This window comes from Streptomyces muensis (genome assembly GCF_021474425.1).
Taxonomy (GTDB): Bacteria; Actinomycetota; Actinomycetes; order Streptomycetales; family Streptomycetaceae; genus Streptomyces; species Streptomyces muensis.
Window position 1 is genome coordinate 100610 of sequence record NZ_JAKEIP010000004.1, and the last position, 15734, is coordinate 116343.

A 15734-nucleotide genomic window follows, 5' to 3' on the forward strand; every position below is an offset into this window, starting at 1 on the left:
ACCCATGCCACCGAGCAGGCGGCCCCCGTGGCGACAAACATACTTGGCAGGAATGAGACTTACAGGCCCGTTCCCTATCCATGGACCGACCAGTTCGATGCGCGGAAGGCGAGTGTCGGCATCGATGATGACCTGCACGTTTGCGAAGAACCGGTAGTTGCGGCTGGAGGCGCCGACCCTGCGGTCACGGACCGGGACCAGCGTGCCGTCCACGATCCACAGCCGGTCCGCGGCGTCGACGGGACGCGCGGTCGGCTCGGGCGCGAGGAGGGGCGCAGCCGCTGGACGACCCTGCACACCGTCGCCGACGACACCTCGAACGGTGGCGCGAATTGCCGCATGGTGAGGTTCGTCCGGTAGCAGACAGCCACCACCAGAAACCGGTCGGCAAGCGGCAGACACCACCGGCGGCCTATGCGCGGCCTTTCGCCACCTCGCTCCCGCACCACCTTCAACAACCGCTCGAACTGGTTCATCCGCAGCCCGTTGAACGTCTCCACCCACAGCGGATCAGCCCTCAACACCCCACGCATACAAGGGAAATGCCCTGATCACAGCCTTGTGCAACACCCTTTGGCGCCAGGCGTTGTCGGTCAGCGCCCATGCGATGCGATTGATGCCGCAGGTGGTGAAAAAGGCTACGGCCCGGCGGAGGAAGTCTGCGCAGGTGCGCAGGTGACGGCCTTCTCGTCGCCGTGGACGCTGTGGGCGAGGCGGGTGTGGTCATCGACGGCGGAGTGGATGTAGTCGAAGCCCACGCTGCTTCGCCGGGCCCGGCCGGCCTTTCGGCCCAGGACCTCGTGGCCGCCGCCGTCGGGGATCCGGCCGAACTGCCCAGTCTTTCTCGGACCTGTTGGTCGGGAGTCACGTTCAACGCGATGCGCATCGGCGAGGGCGCCCGCCCGCCCTCGCCGACCTCCCCAACGGGGGCCTCGTCGTCTTCTGTCCCGTCACCGCAACGGGGCCTCGTCGTCTTCTGTCCCGTCACCGCCCTCGGTGGAGGGCACGTCGCCGGGAACGCACCCTCGCTATTCCGTGACAGGCTTGACCGCGGGCCCGGCGGTCCAGCCTCCGTCAACGGCCAGTTCCGCCCCTGTCACGTAGGCGGCAGCGTCCGAGAGCAGATAGACGACAGCTGAGGCGATCTCGTCGGGCACGCCGACCCGGGCCATGGGGGCGTTGGTGTAGCCGCCCTCGCCCGGCTCAATACCCGTCGGCGCGGTCATGGGGGTGTAGATCATGCCGGGGTGCACGGAGTTCACCCGCACCCTGGACAGCCCCTGTTCCACGGCGACGATCTTGGACATCCCGCGTACCGCCCACTTCGAAGCCCCGTAGGACGAGGTCAGGGCGACGCCCATCAGACCCGCGGCTGAGGAGATATTGACGATCGATCCCCCGCCGTTCCTCTGCATGACGGGGATCGCGGTCTTCAGGCCGATGAAGACGCCAGTGAGGTTGACGTCTATCACCTTGCGGAAGTTCTCGACGGATTCCTCGTGCAGGAGTTGGGCTGTGGCGATACCCGCGTTGTTCACCAAACCGCTGAGTGTGCCGAACTCCGCGACCGCGAGCTCAACCGCCTGCCGCCACTGTTCTTCCGACGTCACGTCCAGGTGCACGAAGCGGGCGCGCTCACCGAGGTCTGCTGCTGTGGCCTTGCCGTCGTCGTCCAGGACGTCCGCTATGACGACCGCGCCACCCGCGGTGACCACCTGCCGCGCGATCGCGGCACCGATGCCCCGGGAACCGCCGGTGATCAGGACCGTCTTGCCGTGGAGGCCGAATGCGTTGCTCATCTGTCGTTCCTTTCAGGCTGCGGGCGGGGTTGCCCGCAGAAGTGCGGTGGTCATGCTGACCAGTTCGGCGAGAAAGATCTGATCGCCCGTGAGGTGTTCGACACCTGCCAGTGAACGACGGGCACGGTCTGCCAGGGCCGCGGAGATGAGGGTCAGGGCCAGATCGAGCCGCTCCCTGCGGAGAGGCTCCGCCAATCCGTCCGGCAGGACGTCGTCCATACGCTGAATGACATCCCAGTGGACGCTGCCGCGCAGCTCCGGATGCGGGACGCGGGAGCGGATCCCGCTCTCGTGGCTCAGTTGGGCGGCGACACACAACCGACGTCGGCCGCGTTCGGTGCCCAGTTCCTCTGCCTGTGCCAGTACCAGGGCACGGACCGCTTCCTGCCCGTCGAGTCCCTCTACTCCCTCTACGGCAGGTTCGACGGCGGAGCCTCGCGAGGTTTTGACGAGGCCCGTCAACACACTGTCCGTGCGCTCGTGATGCAGAGCCATCACCGCGTCGAGAAGTCCCCTCCGCGATCCGAAGTGGTACTGCACGGCTGATGGGTTGCTCTGCCCCGCCGAACGGACGATGTCGCGCATCTGACCCCCGTCGACCCCGTCCCTGGCGAAGATTTCCTCTGCGGCACGGATGAGCTTGTCCCGTGTCTGCGTGGTGGACGCTCTCACCGTTCTCGACATCAAATTCGTACCAATACTTGACATTATTAATTCTGGAGCCGTACACGGCCGCTGGTGCCTCTGGGGAAGCGATTCACTCTCTCAGAGAAACGCTATGTCCGGCAGGTTCGTCAGTTCAGCCGAACGCTCCCACAGTCGACGGGCCAGGTCGGGCTCGTCCACCTGTGGATTCGTCGATTTCCCGGGCTTGAGGCGGTTGAAGTACTTTCCGTTGACGGCAGCCGCGTCGGGGGTGGTGGCCAGGTGGAGCAGCGGTTCGGCGCCCTGTTCGGGCGTGGATGTCATGGCCTTGAACAGACGCGTCCCCATCAGCGCCGACATCATCGCGCTGTCCCGAGCGACGTCGCTGGCCACGACACCGGGATGGAAGGCCGAGGTGGTCAACCTCGTTTCCCGCGAACGGCGAGCGAGTTCCCGAGTGAAGATCACAGTCGCGAGCTTGGCCGTCGCATAGGCGCTCCGCCAGTGGTAACGCCGCCGCGTGCCGTCGAGGTCGTCCAGATCGAGCCGCCCCTTGAGATGATCCATGCTGGCCGTGTTCACCACTCTGGCGCTCTGCGGGGCCTGCGCCAGCCTGTTCAGGAGCAGGTTGGTCAGGAGGAAGGGCGCAAGGTGATTGACCTGGAAGGTCAGCTCGTGGCCATCCCGGCTCTCGTTGCGTGAGGTGTACCACCCACCCGCGTTGTTGGCCAGGACGTCGATACGGGGGTAGATCTCCAGCAGTTCACGGGCCAGGCGCCGTACGTCGTCCAGGTCGCCGTAGTCCACCACATGCGCCATCGCACCGATGCCCCGGGCTACCGACGTGGTCTTCTCCAGAGATCTGCCGACGACGGCGACCCTGGCCCCGAGGGCCGCGAAGCGTCGAGCCGCAGCGGCTCCGATCCCCGAACTCGCGCCGGTCACGACAACCGTGCGGCCGCGAAGATCCATCTTCGCACCTTCACTCATCACGAACTGTTCCCTTTCCGCCTCTTTGGTAGGACGGCGAGCAACAGGGGAGTCGACGCTCGCCGGGAGTCACTGAGCAGGGGCGACCAAACGCCGCACCGCCTCCTGGACGACCTCGACGCAACGCCCTTCGGTGAGGCCGTCAGTCCCGGAGGCCTTGGCCCAGAAAGTGGAGATGGCGAGAATCACCTGCAACAGTTCGCCGGGATCCCATGTCGCATCGACGATGCCGGCCGCCTGGGCCCTGCGTACGGCGGCGAGCTTCAGTTCCTGATGGGCGAGGACGCTGTCGACCATCAGGGCCCGTTCACACTGGGCGTCCAGCCGTATCCACGCCATCATCCTCAAGTCGTCCGGGTGCCGGAAGAAGTACGCCGCGAGGCGACCTGCGTAGGTCACCAGATCGTTGGCCTCTATATCGACCGCCATCGAACTGCGCTCGATGGCGCCGCGAACAGCCTCGTCGAAGAGTGCCTGCTTGTCGCCGAAGTACGCGTAGAGCCGCTCCTTGCTGGCTCCGGCGTTCCTCGCGATCCGGTCGATGCGGGCACCGTCGACGCCATGGCGGGTGAACTCGTCCCTGGCGGCCTCGAGAATTCGCTGCCTCGCCTCCGCGCCTGTCCTTCTCATACGACCGAGTCTACATACAAACAAGTTTGTTTGACTTGCCTGGTCGCATCCTGCTTCCATCTGACGAGCTGGTTGTCCGCCTCACACCTGCGACAGCTCTTGCGCCTCGTGAAAGGAAACCCATGACGAGCACAGCCCCGCCCGTCAGCTTCTCCCATGTCGGCGTCACGGTTCCCGACCTGTCCGCAGCCATCGAGTGGTACGGCCGCGTTCTGGGGATGTACCTGCTCAAAGGGCCGATCGAGGTGGTCGAGGACGATTCGTCTCGCGGACGGGCCGTGGCCAGCATCTACGGAACGGACTTCCAGAGGTTCCGATTCGCCCACCTCTGCGGTCCTGACGGGGTCGGCCTGGAGCTGTTCCACTTCGACAACCCCCCGACGACCCCGCGAGAGAACAATTTCGAATACTGGCGCACCGGGATGCATCACTTCGGTGTCACCGCGAGGGATGTCCACGCGACCGCCGAGCGCATCGCCTCCGAGGGCGGCCGTATCCGCTCGGCCCCCCTGGTGATCGACCCGGGCAAGGGATATGCGGTGATCTACTGCGAGGACCCGTGGGGCACCGTCATCGAGGTGTGCTCCCATCCCTACGCGCAGATGTGGGCGTAGGGCTCACCGGACACCACGCGACCGGACCGTCACCTGGTCGATTCACGCTTACCCAGTGATTGAGAGACACGCCATGGCCGACGTACACGGATCCTCCGTCGACATCATCACGCCGGACGGCCGGGCCGACGCCTATATCGCCCATCCCGATGACGGAGCACGCCATCCCGCTGTCCTGATGTTCATGGACGCCTTCGGACTGCGTCCCCATCTGAAGTCGATGGCCGACCGACTCGCCTCCTCCGGATACACGGTCCTGGTCCCGAACGTGTTCTATCGGAATGGCCGCGCACCCGTGGTCGACCTTCCCGGGTTCATCGATCCCGCCGAGCGCCCGGAGATCTTCCGGAGTCTGCGGCCCGCTGCCGAAGCCCTCACGTCCGAGAGGTTCGTGGAAGATTCCGGGGCATACCTCGATTGGCTGGCCGCCCACCCCTTGGTCGCGGCGGGCAAGATGGGCGTCAGCGGCTACTGCATGGGGGCCGCGCTTGCTCTGCGCGCTGCCGGGACGTACCCGGGCCGCGTGGCAGCCGCGGCCGGCTTCCACGGCGCGTACCTCGCCACGGACGCGCCGGACAGTCCGCACCTGCTCGCCGACCGCGTCACAGCCGAGCTCTACTTCGGTCATGCCGACCAGGACGCCACCAACCCCGCCGAGCAGATCGACCGCCTCGACAAGGCCCTCATGGCGGCGGGCGTCTCACACCGCACCGAGGTCTACACCGGAGCCCCTCACGGATTCACCCAGGCCGACACCGCGATGTACGACGCCAAGGCGACCGAGCGACACTGGACGGCCCTGCTCGCGCTCTTCGCTCGCACGCTCTGATTCGGGCGGCCCCGCCGGCCGAAGGCACCAGGTGTTCGCGCGCACGAGCTTCCTCACTCCGCGAAGGTCGATCCGGACCGGCGGAAGAGTGGCGGCAGGCGTCAATGTGGCTTCGGGCCCGCCGTGACGTCACCGATGGGTTCTCCTCACGTGTCACCGTCGCGACGACGCCCCGCGCAGGTATCGGTGCGCCGGTTCCCGACGGATCGGCTCCCCGGTTGCCGATCCGCAGGCCCCGCCAAGTCCCGGCACAGCAAGCTCCAATCAACCCCGGCAGGATCGAACCATGTCTGGTGCTTCCGGAAACAACGAGGACCTGATCCGCGTGCTGATCGTCGATGACGAGCCCGGGCTCGTCGAGACGTTGTCCGTGGCCGTCACCGAAGCGGGCTGGCGACCCTACTCGGCGGCCGACGGGGAGAGCGCGCTGCGCACCGCACGCGGTTGCGCGCCGCACGCCGTGGTCCTCGACGGGATGCTGCCCGACCTGGACGGTGTGCAGGTGCTCAGGCGTCTGCGGTACGAGAACCCCCGACTGCCCGTTCTCATGCTCACCGCCCGGGACGCGCTGGAGCACCGCATCGAGGGACTCTCGGCCGGCGCCGACGACTATGTGACGAAGCCCTTCTCCCTGGAGGAGGTCGTTCTGCGGCTGCGCGGCCTGCTGCGCCGGGCCGGCGTCGAGGACGCGAGATCCGACGAGTTCGTATTGACCGTCGGCGATCTGGTCCTGATGGAGAAGACCCGCGAGGCGCACCGCGACGGCACGCCCATCGAGCTGACCGCCAAGGAGTTCGACCTGCTGTGGCTGCTGATGAGCCACCCGCGCCAGGTGCTGAGCAAGGCCCAGATCCTCGACCACGTGTGGAGCAGTTCCTTCGATGCCGGCGGCAACCTCGTGGAGGCGTACATCTCCAACCTCCGCAGGAAGATCGACAAGGGCCGGGCTCCGATGATCCGGACCCTGCGCAGGATGGGGTACACCATCCGCCCGGCCGAGGAGGGCAGATGAGGCCCCGGATGCGCGGGCACTCCCTGCGCACCCGTCTCCTGCTGTTCGTCGGCTTCACGCTCACCGTGGTGTGTGCCGCGATGGCACTCACGACCATCTACGCCCAACGCGCCTATCTGCTGGGCAACCTGGACCAGCGGGTCAGCGACGCCGCCGAGCGCAGCCAGGGCGGGCTCCAGCGGCGGGCCGGCGACGCGGAGGACCTGGGCTTCCTGAACGAGCGGGGGCAGCCGGCCGGCACGATCGCCGCCCGGCTCGACGGCGATGTCGTCGCCGCCGAATTCGTCGATTCGGACGCCGTGCCACGGCCCCTCACGGCCGCTCAGGTCGCCGCGCTGGACGGTGTCCCCACGGACGGGTCCCTCCACACCCGGCGTGTCCCCGGCCTGGGCACCTACCGGGTGACCGCCATCGACGGCGAGGGCGTGCCCGTCCTCGCCGGCCTGCCCATGGACGACGTACAGGACATGATCAACAACCTGGTCGTGATCGAGGCCGGTTTGGCGACCGCCGGGCTCGCCGTCGCCGGATGCGTCTGCGCCGTCGTCATCCGGCGCCAGCTCCGGCCGCTGAGCAGGGTGGCCGCCACTGCGGTCGGCGTCTCCCGTGCCCCGCTGGGCCATGGCAAGGTCTCCGGACTCGTCCGGGTACCCGAACGCGACACCGACACCGGGACGGAGGCCGGACAGGTCGGGGCCGCCCTCAACCGCATGATCGACCACGTCGAGTCCTCACTCGCCGAACGTCAGCGCACCGAGGAACGCATGCGCCGCTTCCTGGCCGACGCCAGCCACGAGTTGCGCACGCCGCTCGCGTCCATCGTCAACTACGCGGCTCTGATGGATCGCGGCACCGACAGGATCGACCCCGCACTCGCCTGGCGCCGCGTCTCCGCCGAGTCCGTGCGCATGACCGCTCTCGTGGAGGACCTGCTGCTGCTCGCCCGGCTGGACGAGGGACGGCCGCTCAGGCGGGAGGAGGTGGATCTCACGATCCTGGTCGCCGAGGCGCTCTGGGACGCGCGGGCCGCCGGTGGTGGACACGAGTGGCAGATCGAGGTGTTCCTCGACGCCCCGGCGGTGGTGATCGGCGACTCGGCGCGACTGCACCAGGTGGTGACCAACCTGCTGGCAAACGCCCGTACGCACACGCCGCCCGGCACCACGGTCACCGCCACGGTCGAGGCGACGGAGCAGTCGTGCGTGGTCCGGGTACGCGACGACGGGCCGGGTATCCCGCCCGGCCTCCTCCCCACGGTCTTCGAGCGCTTCACCCGCGCCGACACCTCCCGCTCCCGCACCACCGGTGACGAGGGCGGAACGGGACTTGGGCTGGCCATCGTCACCGCCATCACGGCGGCCCACGGCGGCCGTATCGGTGTCGAGAGCGAGCCCGGCCGCACGGTGTTCACGATCGAACTGCCACTTGCCGGCAACGGCGAACCCACGCTCACGCGGGAGATCTGACACCGCGCCTGCGTCTTCCGCGGACTGTTCAGGACTTCGGGGACACTCACCCCGAAGTCTCAGCGACTTCACATAAACGCAGGTCATTCGCATCTTCTACACCTGGGAACCCGGCTGTTCGCCGGGTCCGGAGACCTCAGTTCAGTTTCAAATCAGGTTGCTCCGCCACAGTCGACGTCGCCCGGCCGTCCGCCATGGACGCGCCAAAGACTGAGGGAGCCAGTGACGATGTCCGAGTTCGAGACCGGGGAGTCCGCGGCGCAGGAGGAGCGGTCGGAGACCGGCCGCCGCGCGCATGCGAGCCGTCGCAACTTCATGCGCAAGGTGTTCTTCGCCAGCGGTGCCACGGCCGTGGCGACGATGGGCGGCGCCGGTGCCTGGGCCGCCATGGCCGACGACACCACCGGCACGGCCGACGCCACCGCCTCCCCGGCCCCGAGCGGGGCCCCCAGCGGTGGCCCCGGTGGTGGCACAGGCGGACCCGGCAACCAGTCGATCACCGAGGACTTCGTCGGCCTCACCACCGACGGCAAGCGGATCGACGACCTCTTCACGATCCACTCCACCGGCGTGAAGACGGGCCCCGTGATCACCGCCGCGAACGCCTTCCTGGGCGGGCTCACCGACACCCAGAAGTCCTCGACGCAGTTCACGGTCCACTCCACCGAGTGGCGGCTGTGGAGCAACATCGACTCCTACGACCGCCAGGGCGTCTCCCTCGCGGACCTGAGCGACGATCAGAAGGCCCTGGGCACCGCTCTGTTGAAGTCGGCGCTGAGCGCCGACGGCCTGGAGACCACGGAGAAGATCCGCAAGATCAACCAGGCGGCCGGCGAGGCGATCGGCAAGACGGACTCATTCAACGAGGACGCCTTCTACTACACGGTGATGGGCACCCCGTCCGACACCGAGCCCTGGGGCTTCCAGTTCGACGGTCACCACCTGGTCATCAACTACTTCGTCCTCGGCGACCAGGTCGTCATGAGCCCCTGTTTCTGGGGCTCCGAGCCGACCTCGATGGAGATCGATGGCGAGACCGTGACGGTCTGCCACGAGGAGGTCGTCGCGAGTCTCGCCTTCATCAACTCACTCACCGCGGCCCAGCAGGCCGTGGCCATCGAGTCCTCGACCAAGTCGAACGAGTCGATGAAGGCGGGCGCCTTCTCCGACAACACCGTCCAGGCGTACACGGGCCTGCGCGGCAACAAGCTCTCCGCCGCCCAGAAGCAGAAGCTGCTCGGCATCGTCGAGGCCTTCGCGAGTCGTGCCAAGGCCGACGTCGCGAAGGCCCGGATGGCGGAAGTCCGGAGGCACGTCAACGACACGTACGTGACGTGGGCGGGCGGCATCGAGGACGACTCCGCATTCTACGTCCGGGTGCACAGCCCGGTCGTCTGGGTCGAGGTCGACTGCCAGGCCCCCGGCCCGCTCGCCGGCGCCTACGGCGCCAGCCAGGGCAGCGGCGCGACCCAGAAGCACGTCCACTCCGTCATCCGCACCCCCAACGGCAACGACTACGGAAAGGAACTCCTCCGACAGCACTACCTGACGTCACCGCACCACCAGTGACGTAGCAACCGAGCATTCCCGTCATCGAAGGGGCCGCGCCCGTCCCGGGTGCGGCCCTCGATGCCGCATCGTTCGACAGCCCTGCGGACAGCTTGGGCCGAGACCACGTCGTCAAGCCTGGCATCGTCCGCCCGCACATTCCGTTGCCGCGATGTGCGAGCTTCGAACCGTCCTGCACTTCCCTGGCGTGGGCTCGTCCGCGACTGCCGCTCGGTTTCCATGGCCATGAGCCTCGGGACATGATGCGTGCCGCGCTTGCCTGGATGTGGGCAAGGAGCTTGACCGTGGGCCAGTGGGTGCGCATCGTGCCCAGCCCGGACACGTAGTCAGCGAACGCGGCGGCCGCGTTGGTGAAGGCGCCTCATATCCCGCTGACCGAGAATGCGTCAGTTCCTCCCGACACGGTCATGGAGCGACTGGAAGCATTGTGCTCGGAATTATCTCTCATCGCCTTTGGGAAATAGCGACTTCTCGCCTCTATATCGCGGGTACAGTCGCCCCATGAGCAACCACGATCACATATCCCGTGTAGCCTTCAAGAAGGCAATTCCCCGACATGTCCGCGGCCATGGGGCCCTCCACGCGGCCACCGTTTCGGCGGCTCAGGACGCCAAGGTCGAACCGGAACTGCTGGAACTGGTCAGGATCCGCGCCTCGCAGATCAACGGCTGTGCGTTCTGCCTCGACATGCGCACCGAGGACGCCCGCGCGCAGGGCGGGACCGAGCAGCGGATCTACGCGCTCAGCGCCTGGCGGGAGACCTCCTTCTTCACCGAACGGGAGCGCGCCGCACTGGCGTTGGCCGAGGCGGTGACTCTGGTGCACGACCGGCAGGTGCCGGACTCCGTCTACGCCGAGGCCGCAGGGGTCTTCGACGATGCCCAGATCGCGGCGCTGCTCTCGGTAGCCACCGTCATCAACGCGTACAACCGGATCGCCATTGCGACACGCATGGTTCCCGGTGGTTATCGGCCCACTCAGAAGTAGGATGAATTCCGGCATGAGTTATTGCGTCGAGTCGAATCGAAATCGGCCCGGCGTCGCCAGTGTCCCCCGTTCTCATTCCCCCGGCAGCGACTCCATCACCTCGTCCAGCCATTTCCGCCATTCCGGGACCCGCTCCGCCGGCGCCGCCTTCATCGGCCGTCCCCTCCATTCCGTCACAGGCCGGATTCCGTGCAGCGCGTTGACCAGCCACACCTCACGGTCGTCCAGCTCAGCAACGGTCCGCGCACGACGGTCGACCGGGATCCCGGACTGCCGGGCACGTTCCTCGATGAGCCCTGCTGTGACCCCGGCCAGCACGGGCAGCCGTGCCGGGGGCAGGCACAGGGTGTCGTCCTCCCACCACAGGACGCCGGCGGGTGGCTGCCTCCAGCACCTCGCCGGAGGGCGGCCAGCACTGCTTCCTGGGCGCCACTCTCGCTGGACGCCCGCCGACGGACCTCTGCCAGGGTGTCCAGGTCAGGTCCCTTCCGGCGCGGGACGGCACGCGGATCGGGCTGCCCCGTCGCCCAGACTCGCACGTCGGCGGCGAGCGGTGGAGCGGGCCGCCGCGGCAGCAACAACAACTCCTGGGAGTCAGCGGCGAGTTCCACACAAGGAAACCACTCGCCGGTGCGAGTCAGTACGGCAGTCACGTCCTGCCAGAACTCGACGAGCCGATGCGGCTCGTGTCCGCCGCACTCGCCGCAGGCACCGAGGAACCGGTCCCGGTGCCTGCCGTACCCTCGCATCCGTCCCTCACGCAGCAACCACGAGTCGGCCACGAGTCGTGGCCCACTCGCTGCCGGACCCGGGATCAGACCGCAACCGGGCGTCCATGTGTACATGCCTTCCGCGATGGCCGGTTGTGTCACCAAGAGCTTCTCCTCAGTACTTGCGACCCGCGACGGCGGGCGCGTCGTGCCGGGGACCGTACGGCGCATGCTCCAGCCAGGCCCCGCACCACGGCAGCACAGGCGCCAGGGCCGCCGCCACGCGCTGCTTGCCCCGCACGGTCCGGCGTCGGGGCCGCAGGTGATCCAGCGCCGTACCGGCGGCGGCGCTGTTGAACAGGCCCGCCGCACACCGGACTTCCGCGAATTCGGCGACCGCCTCGGCTGTCCCCGCAGCGACGGCCTTCGCCGCGGTCGCCGCGTCGGCGATCCCGCTGTTCATACCGCGTGCCCCGAACGGCGGGAAGAGATGCGCCGCCTCCCCGACAAGGAGCACCCGGCGGTGCGGATCGGTGAACGAGGCCGCCACCTTGCGCAGGAAGCGGTACGTCGATACCCAGAGGACCCGTTCGCCGTATCCGGCCCCGACGACCGCCGGCAGCCGGCGCCGTACGGCCTCCTCGGTCCCGTACTCCTCCTGCGCGTCGTCGTCCCGGCACTGCAGGTCGACCTGGAAGCCCCCGGTGAACGGCACCCGCATCACACTGCGCCCGCCGACCCCCGGATGCTCGTAGTGGAAGACCCGCTCCAACGGCAGCTCGGCGCCCGGGACATCGGCCACGTCCACGACGACGTGGAAGCCCCTGCCATGCGTGCCCTCCATCGCGATGCCCAGCTCGCGCCGGACGGTGGAGCGGGCGCCGTCGGCGGCCACAGCGTACGCGCCGGTCCACGTCCGCCCGTCCTCGGCGGTCAGCGTGACGCCGGACCGCTTGCTGCGTACGGCGGTGACGCGAGCGTCCCACACGAACTCCACCCCGGCCCGCTCGCAGGCCGCCCGCAGGAAGCGTTCGGTGTCCACCTGGCGCAAGCTGGTGAAAGCCGGGAGTCCCGGAGGGCGGGGCGAGGGCGGGAAGGTGCGGGAGTAGACCTCCCGGCCCCGGTACAGAGTGCGCTTCGTGTGCCAGGTCTGTCCGTACGAGGTGATCTCGGCGGCCAGCCCCGGCTGCATGCCGTCGAGCAGGCCGAGAGTCTCCCCGTGCACGAACAGGGCCCGGCTGCCCGGCCGTTCGCGGCCCTTCGGATCCGCTTCCAGCAGCATGACGTCCAGTCCGTGCGCACGCAGCCCGAGCGCCGCCGCCAGGCCCACGGGGCCGGCGCCCACCACGAGGACAGGGTTCACGCGCGAACGCCCGCGGACTCGGACTCGGACTCGGAGAGCATGCGGGTGATCTCCACCCGCTTCACCTTCCAGGTCGCGGTCATCGGCAGCTCCTCGAACCGCCACTGCCGCGGCGGCGCCATTGCGGGAAGATCCGCCGTAGCCTCCCGCCAGCGCTCCGGGTCCAGTGGCCGCTCGCCGCGCACGCACACCACCGGCACCGGTTCGCGGTCCGCGCCGGGCACGATGACGACCTCGCGCAGTTCCTCCAGGCGGGACATCAGGGCGTCCTCCACCTCCAGATTGCTGTGCACGGAGTCGATTCGGTCGATCTCCCGGTCGACCAGATGAAGGACGCCCAGCCGGCTGCGGTAGCCCATGTCGCCCATCTCCCACCAGCCGTCGGTGAGTTGACGGTCGTAGCGGTCCTGCATGCCGAGGTAGGTGAGGATGCGGCCCCTGGTGTGGGCCTCGATCCGGCCGACGGTTCCGGGCGCGACTCGCCGGCCCTCCGCGTCGGTGACGCGGACGCGGGTGAAGCCGGGGATGCCGGTACCGACCCGGCGGCCGTCCGCGCGGGCGGCGCTGCGCCGGGTGAACCACTGGAACGCGACCGGGCCCGTCTCGCTCTGCCCGTACAACTGGATCAGCCACGGCGAGCGGCGCTTCGAGGCGTCCAGCAGCCGCCGTACGGTGCGCGGGTGGATGGCATCGAACGTGGAGCCGTAGGACCGGACCCGGGACAGCGGGGCGCCGGGGGCGTCGGCGAGTTCCTCCCACAGCACGAAGGTGTTGGGGTGGGTCTCGACGATGCCCGGGCGGTGCCGGACGAGCAGGGGGGCTACCTTGGCCGGCGCCGGGTCGGTGATCAGCACGAGCGGGCTGCCGAAGTGGAGCAGGACGCCGAGCAGGTGGTAGAAGCGCGAGTGCACGAAGGACATGTGCAGCGCCGCGGTCTCACCACGGGTGGGCCAGCCCATGGCCTGCTGCGGTACGAGCCGGTTCCACATGGTGTTCGGGCAGTGCACGGCGAGCTTGGGGACACCGGTGGTGCCCGAACTGTGGGTGATGAGGGAGGGTTCCCGGGGGTGGAGCCGTACGGGTGCGGCGGGTTCGGCACCGGCGTACTTCTCCAGTGGATCGGCTCCGGGGGCGTCGTCCACGGAGAGGGTTCGTCCTGCGGGCAGGGTGACGTCGGCGAGCGGGCCTTCCACCTTCGCCTGGTCGGTGATCAGCCAGGGCCGCCGCAGCCGGGCCAGCAACTGCCCGGCCACCGAGCCGGTCAGCGCGGGCGACAGCAGCACCGGGACGGCACCGATGCGGGCGACGGCACAAGCCAGCAGGACAATGTCCACATTGTCGGTCTTATGGATGGCCACCTGCTCAGAGGGCCGCACTCCCGCGGCCCAGAGTCGGTCGGACAGGTCGTCGACCACGTCGGCGAGCACCCGGTAGGTGAGATCCGGGCCGAGCTCAGGGCGGACGTCCAGCGGCCGGTCCAGGGTGACCAGGACGGCTCCGTACCGGTCCGCCGCGCGCCGGAATGCCGGGCCCAGATAGAAGCCACGTCCGGAAGGCAAGGATTGCTGTGGCATGGGACGGTTCCTCTCTGGCATGGTCACCACGCGCCTTGCCGGACCAGCTGGCGGCGCAGCTTTCCGGTCGGGGTGCGGGGCAGGGACGGAACGAGGCTGACGCCGCGGGGGACCTTGAAGGCGGCGAGATGTTCGCGGGCGAGTCTGAGGAGGTCGGTCTCCAGGCCCGCCGGCGCCGGGGTGAGGGGTACGACGAAGGCGCGCAGCCGGCTCATGCCGTGCCCGTCGGTGACGGCGGCGACCGCGACCTCCTTCACCGCCGGATGGGTGCGCAGCACGGCCTCCACCTCCAGCGGAGAGACGGTGATGCCGCCGACCATCTCCATGTCGTCTGCGCGGCCCAGGTGCCGGTAGGTACCGTCCGGCTCGCGGCGTGCCCGGTCCCGCGTGGCCAGCCAGCCGCCGACGAGCGTGCGTTCGGTCTCCTCGGACCGGTTCAGATAGCCGGGAGTCACCGTCGGCCCGCGGACCCAGAGTTCGCCTTCCTCACCGTCCGGCACCGGGCGCCCGGCCCGGTCCCGCAACTCGACCTCGAATCCGGGTACCGGTCGGCCGACGGTGCCCGGCCGGTTGTGCTCGAAGCCGTTGGCACAGAAGGCGTGACCGGCCTCGGTGGAACCGATCTGCTCCAGCACGGGCGCGCCCAGCAGTTCCGTGACCTGGCTGCCGAGCCCCTCCGGCATGCCCTCACCGGCCGACACCGCGGCACGCACCGAGGCGAAGCAGGCCTCATGGCCACTGCCGCGGTCGGTCACCAGGGCGGCGTACGCGGACGGCACGGAATACAGCAGGGTCACCCGGTGCCGGGCGACGAGTTCATCGACGGCGGACGGGGTCGGACGCCGGGCCACCAGGACCGCGGAGGAGCCCGAGAAAAGGGGGAAGACGAAGGCATTGCCGAAGCCGTAGGCGAAGTACAGCTTCGACACCGACAGAGCGACGTCGTCCTGGGTGATGCGCAGCACCCGCCGGCCGATGAGGTCGTGGTAGGTCTTCGGGTCGCCGTGCGTGTGCACGACGCCCTTGGGACGGCCCGTGGTGCCGGAGGTGTACTGAACGTACAGGGGGGTGTGCGCGTCGACCGGGTGGGCAGGGGCCGGCTCGGCGGCCGAGGTGAGCGCGACCAGTTGATCGGCACCCAGGCACTGCCGTCCGGCAAACCGGCCCGCCGACTCTTTCGCGTCCTCGAGCCCCGGTCCCGTCACGCACAGCACGGCCCCGGTGTCCTGGGCCGTGAACGCGTGGTCGGCGGCCGGGAGTTCGGGGTTGACCAGGACCGCTACGGCGCCGAGACGGGCGACGCCGAGGAAGGAGGCCACCCAGGCGACTCCGTCGGGCAGTGCGAGCAGCACGCGGTCACCGGGACGCACGCCGTGTTCGGCGAGCACAGTGGCCGCACGGGCCGCGAGGTCGTGCACCTCACCGTGGGTCCACGCCTGGTGGTCTTGATGGAAGGCGGCCCGGTCGGTCCAACCGCGCCGCTTCGCGAGGTCGGCGAGGTGGGCGGCCAGGTTGCCGGGCCCTTCCGCGTTGGCAGGGGGCGCGG

General features: G+C 68.8%; 14 protein-coding genes and 2 pseudogenes. 6 read left to right on the forward strand and 10 right to left on the reverse strand.

From position 1 onward, the window contains the following. Window positions 1-105 precede the first annotated feature (105 nt). From L0P92_RS02040 to L0P92_RS02065, 6 genes and pseudogenes are all read right to left on the reverse strand, one after another. A pseudogene (locus L0P92_RS02040) lies at window positions 106-533 on the reverse strand (transposase family protein); the annotation flags it as partial. A gap of 37 nt (window positions 534-570) precedes the next feature. After that, window positions 571-833: pseudogene (locus L0P92_RS45620) on the reverse strand (IS481 family transposase); the annotation flags it as partial. 195 nt (window positions 834-1028) lie between these two features. Continuing rightward, the gene (locus L0P92_RS02050; protein ID WP_234760653.1) at window positions 1029-1799 is read right to left on the reverse strand and encodes a glucose 1-dehydrogenase; all 771 of its coding nucleotides are present in this window, start codon (window positions 1797-1799) and stop codon (window positions 1029-1031) included. Window positions 1800-1811: 12 nt separating this feature from the next. Next, the gene (locus L0P92_RS02055; RefSeq protein ID WP_372497191.1) at window positions 1812-2507 is read right to left on the reverse strand and encodes a TetR/AcrR family transcriptional regulator; all 696 of its coding nucleotides are present in this window, start codon (window positions 2505-2507) and stop codon (window positions 1812-1814) included. 57 nt (window positions 2508-2564) lie between these two features. Beyond that, window positions 2565-3416 carry an SDR family NAD(P)-dependent oxidoreductase gene (locus L0P92_RS02060; protein WP_234760658.1) on the reverse strand — a complete coding sequence of 284 codons (852 nt, stop codon included), beginning with the start codon at window positions 3414-3416 and terminating at the stop codon, window positions 2565-2567. 87 nt (window positions 3417-3503) lie between these two features. Next, window positions 3504-4064 (reverse strand): TetR/AcrR family transcriptional regulator, encoded by a 561-nt coding sequence (locus L0P92_RS02065; RefSeq protein ID WP_234760660.1) that lies wholly within the window; start codon window positions 4062-4064, stop codon window positions 3504-3506. Between the two features lie 122 nt (window positions 4065-4186). On the opposite strand from L0P92_RS02065, the gene L0P92_RS02070 reads away from it, so the two are divergent. The 6 genes from L0P92_RS02070 to L0P92_RS02095 all read left to right on the forward strand — a co-directional run bounded on the left by L0P92_RS02070 (window position 4187) and on the right by L0P92_RS02095 (window position 10541). Continuing rightward, window positions 4187-4678, forward strand: coding sequence for a VOC family protein (locus L0P92_RS02070; RefSeq protein WP_234760661.1), 492 nt, complete (start codon window positions 4187-4189; stop codon window positions 4676-4678). A 73-nt stretch (window positions 4679-4751) separates the two neighbouring features. Then, window positions 4752-5507, forward strand: a complete 756-nt coding sequence (locus L0P92_RS02075; RefSeq protein WP_234760662.1) for a dienelactone hydrolase family protein — start codon at window positions 4752-4754, stop codon at window positions 5505-5507. Window positions 5508-5793: 286 nt separating this feature from the next. Beyond that, window positions 5794-6519, forward strand: coding sequence for a response regulator transcription factor (locus L0P92_RS02080; RefSeq protein WP_234760663.1), 726 nt, complete (start codon window positions 5794-5796; stop codon window positions 6517-6519). Then, window positions 6516-7985 (forward strand): sensor histidine kinase, encoded by a 1470-nt coding sequence (locus tag L0P92_RS02085; protein ID WP_234760664.1) that lies wholly within the window; start codon window positions 6516-6518, stop codon window positions 7983-7985. Before L0P92_RS02080 ends, L0P92_RS02085 begins: the two co-directional genes overlap by 4 nt. Window positions 7986-8213: 228 nt before the next feature. After that, on the forward strand, window positions 8214-9554 hold the full coding sequence (locus L0P92_RS02090) for a DUF3500 domain-containing protein (RefSeq protein WP_234760665.1): 1341 nt from the start codon (window positions 8214-8216) through the stop codon (window positions 9552-9554). Window positions 9555-10055: 501 nt separating this feature from the next. Continuing rightward, window positions 10056-10541: a carboxymuconolactone decarboxylase family protein gene (locus L0P92_RS02095; RefSeq protein ID WP_234760666.1), complete on the forward strand. Its 486-nt coding sequence runs from the start codon at window positions 10056-10058 to the stop codon at window positions 10539-10541. A 72-nt stretch (window positions 10542-10613) separates the two neighbouring features. Here the strand turns inward: L0P92_RS02095 and L0P92_RS45375 are convergent, their stop codons facing one another. The 4 genes from L0P92_RS45375 to L0P92_RS02115 all read right to left on the reverse strand — a co-directional run. Continuing rightward, the gene (locus tag L0P92_RS45375; protein WP_308289599.1) at window positions 10614-10859 is read right to left on the reverse strand and encodes an aminotransferase class IV; all 246 of its coding nucleotides are present in this window, start codon (window positions 10857-10859) and stop codon (window positions 10614-10616) included. A 567-nt stretch (window positions 10860-11426) separates the two neighbouring features. Next, window positions 11427-12614, reverse strand: coding sequence for an FAD-dependent monooxygenase (locus tag L0P92_RS02105; RefSeq protein ID WP_234760667.1), 1188 nt, complete (start codon window positions 12612-12614; stop codon window positions 11427-11429). Beyond that, on the reverse strand, window positions 12611-14188 hold the full coding sequence (locus tag L0P92_RS02110) for a class I adenylate-forming enzyme family protein (RefSeq protein ID WP_234760669.1): 1578 nt from the start codon (window positions 14186-14188) through the stop codon (window positions 12611-12613). The genes L0P92_RS02105 and L0P92_RS02110 overlap by 4 nt, the downstream gene beginning before the upstream one ends. A gap of 23 nt (window positions 14189-14211) precedes the next feature. Further along, window positions 14212-15734 (reverse strand): benzoate-CoA ligase family protein (locus tag L0P92_RS02115; RefSeq protein WP_308289601.1); only part of this gene is annotated, 1523 nt, incomplete at its 5' end.

Bases quoted from the DNA above. Each gene is read 5' to 3' on its own strand.
- L0P92_RS02070 (WP_234760661.1), top strand. From the start codon at position 4,187: ATGACGAGCACAGCCCCGCCCGTCAGCTTCTCCCATGTCGGCGTCACG.
- L0P92_RS02095 (WP_234760666.1), top strand. From the start codon at position 10,056: ATGAGCAACCACGATCACATATCCCGTGTAGCCTTCAAGAAGGCAATT.
- L0P92_RS02090 (WP_234760665.1), top strand. From the start codon at position 8,214: ATGTCCGAGTTCGAGACCGGGGAGTCCGCGGCGCAGGAGGAGCGGTCG.
- L0P92_RS02085 (WP_234760664.1), top strand. From the start codon at position 6,516: ATGAGGCCCCGGATGCGCGGGCACTCCCTGCGCACCCGTCTCCTGCTG.
- L0P92_RS02060 (WP_234760658.1), bottom strand. From the start codon at position 3,416: ATGGATCTTCGCGGCCGCACGGTTGTCGTGACCGGCGCGAGTTCGGGG.
- L0P92_RS02065 (WP_234760660.1), bottom strand. From the start codon at position 4,064: ATGAGAAGGACAGGCGCGGAGGCGAGGCAGCGAATTCTCGAGGCCGCC.
- L0P92_RS02075 (WP_234760662.1), top strand. From the start codon at position 4,752: ATGGCCGACGTACACGGATCCTCCGTCGACATCATCACGCCGGACGGC.
- L0P92_RS02050 (WP_234760653.1), bottom strand. From the start codon at position 1,799: ATGAGCAACGCATTCGGCCTCCACGGCAAGACGGTCCTGATCACCGGC.
- L0P92_RS02080 (WP_234760663.1), top strand. From the start codon at position 5,794: ATGTCTGGTGCTTCCGGAAACAACGAGGACCTGATCCGCGTGCTGATC.
- L0P92_RS02110 (WP_234760669.1), bottom strand. From the start codon at position 14,188: ATGCCACAGCAATCCTTGCCTTCCGGACGTGGCTTCTATCTGGGCCCG.
- L0P92_RS02055 (WP_372497191.1), bottom strand. From the start codon at position 2,507: ATGTCAAGTATTGGTACGAATTTGATGTCGAGAACGGTGAGAGCGTCC.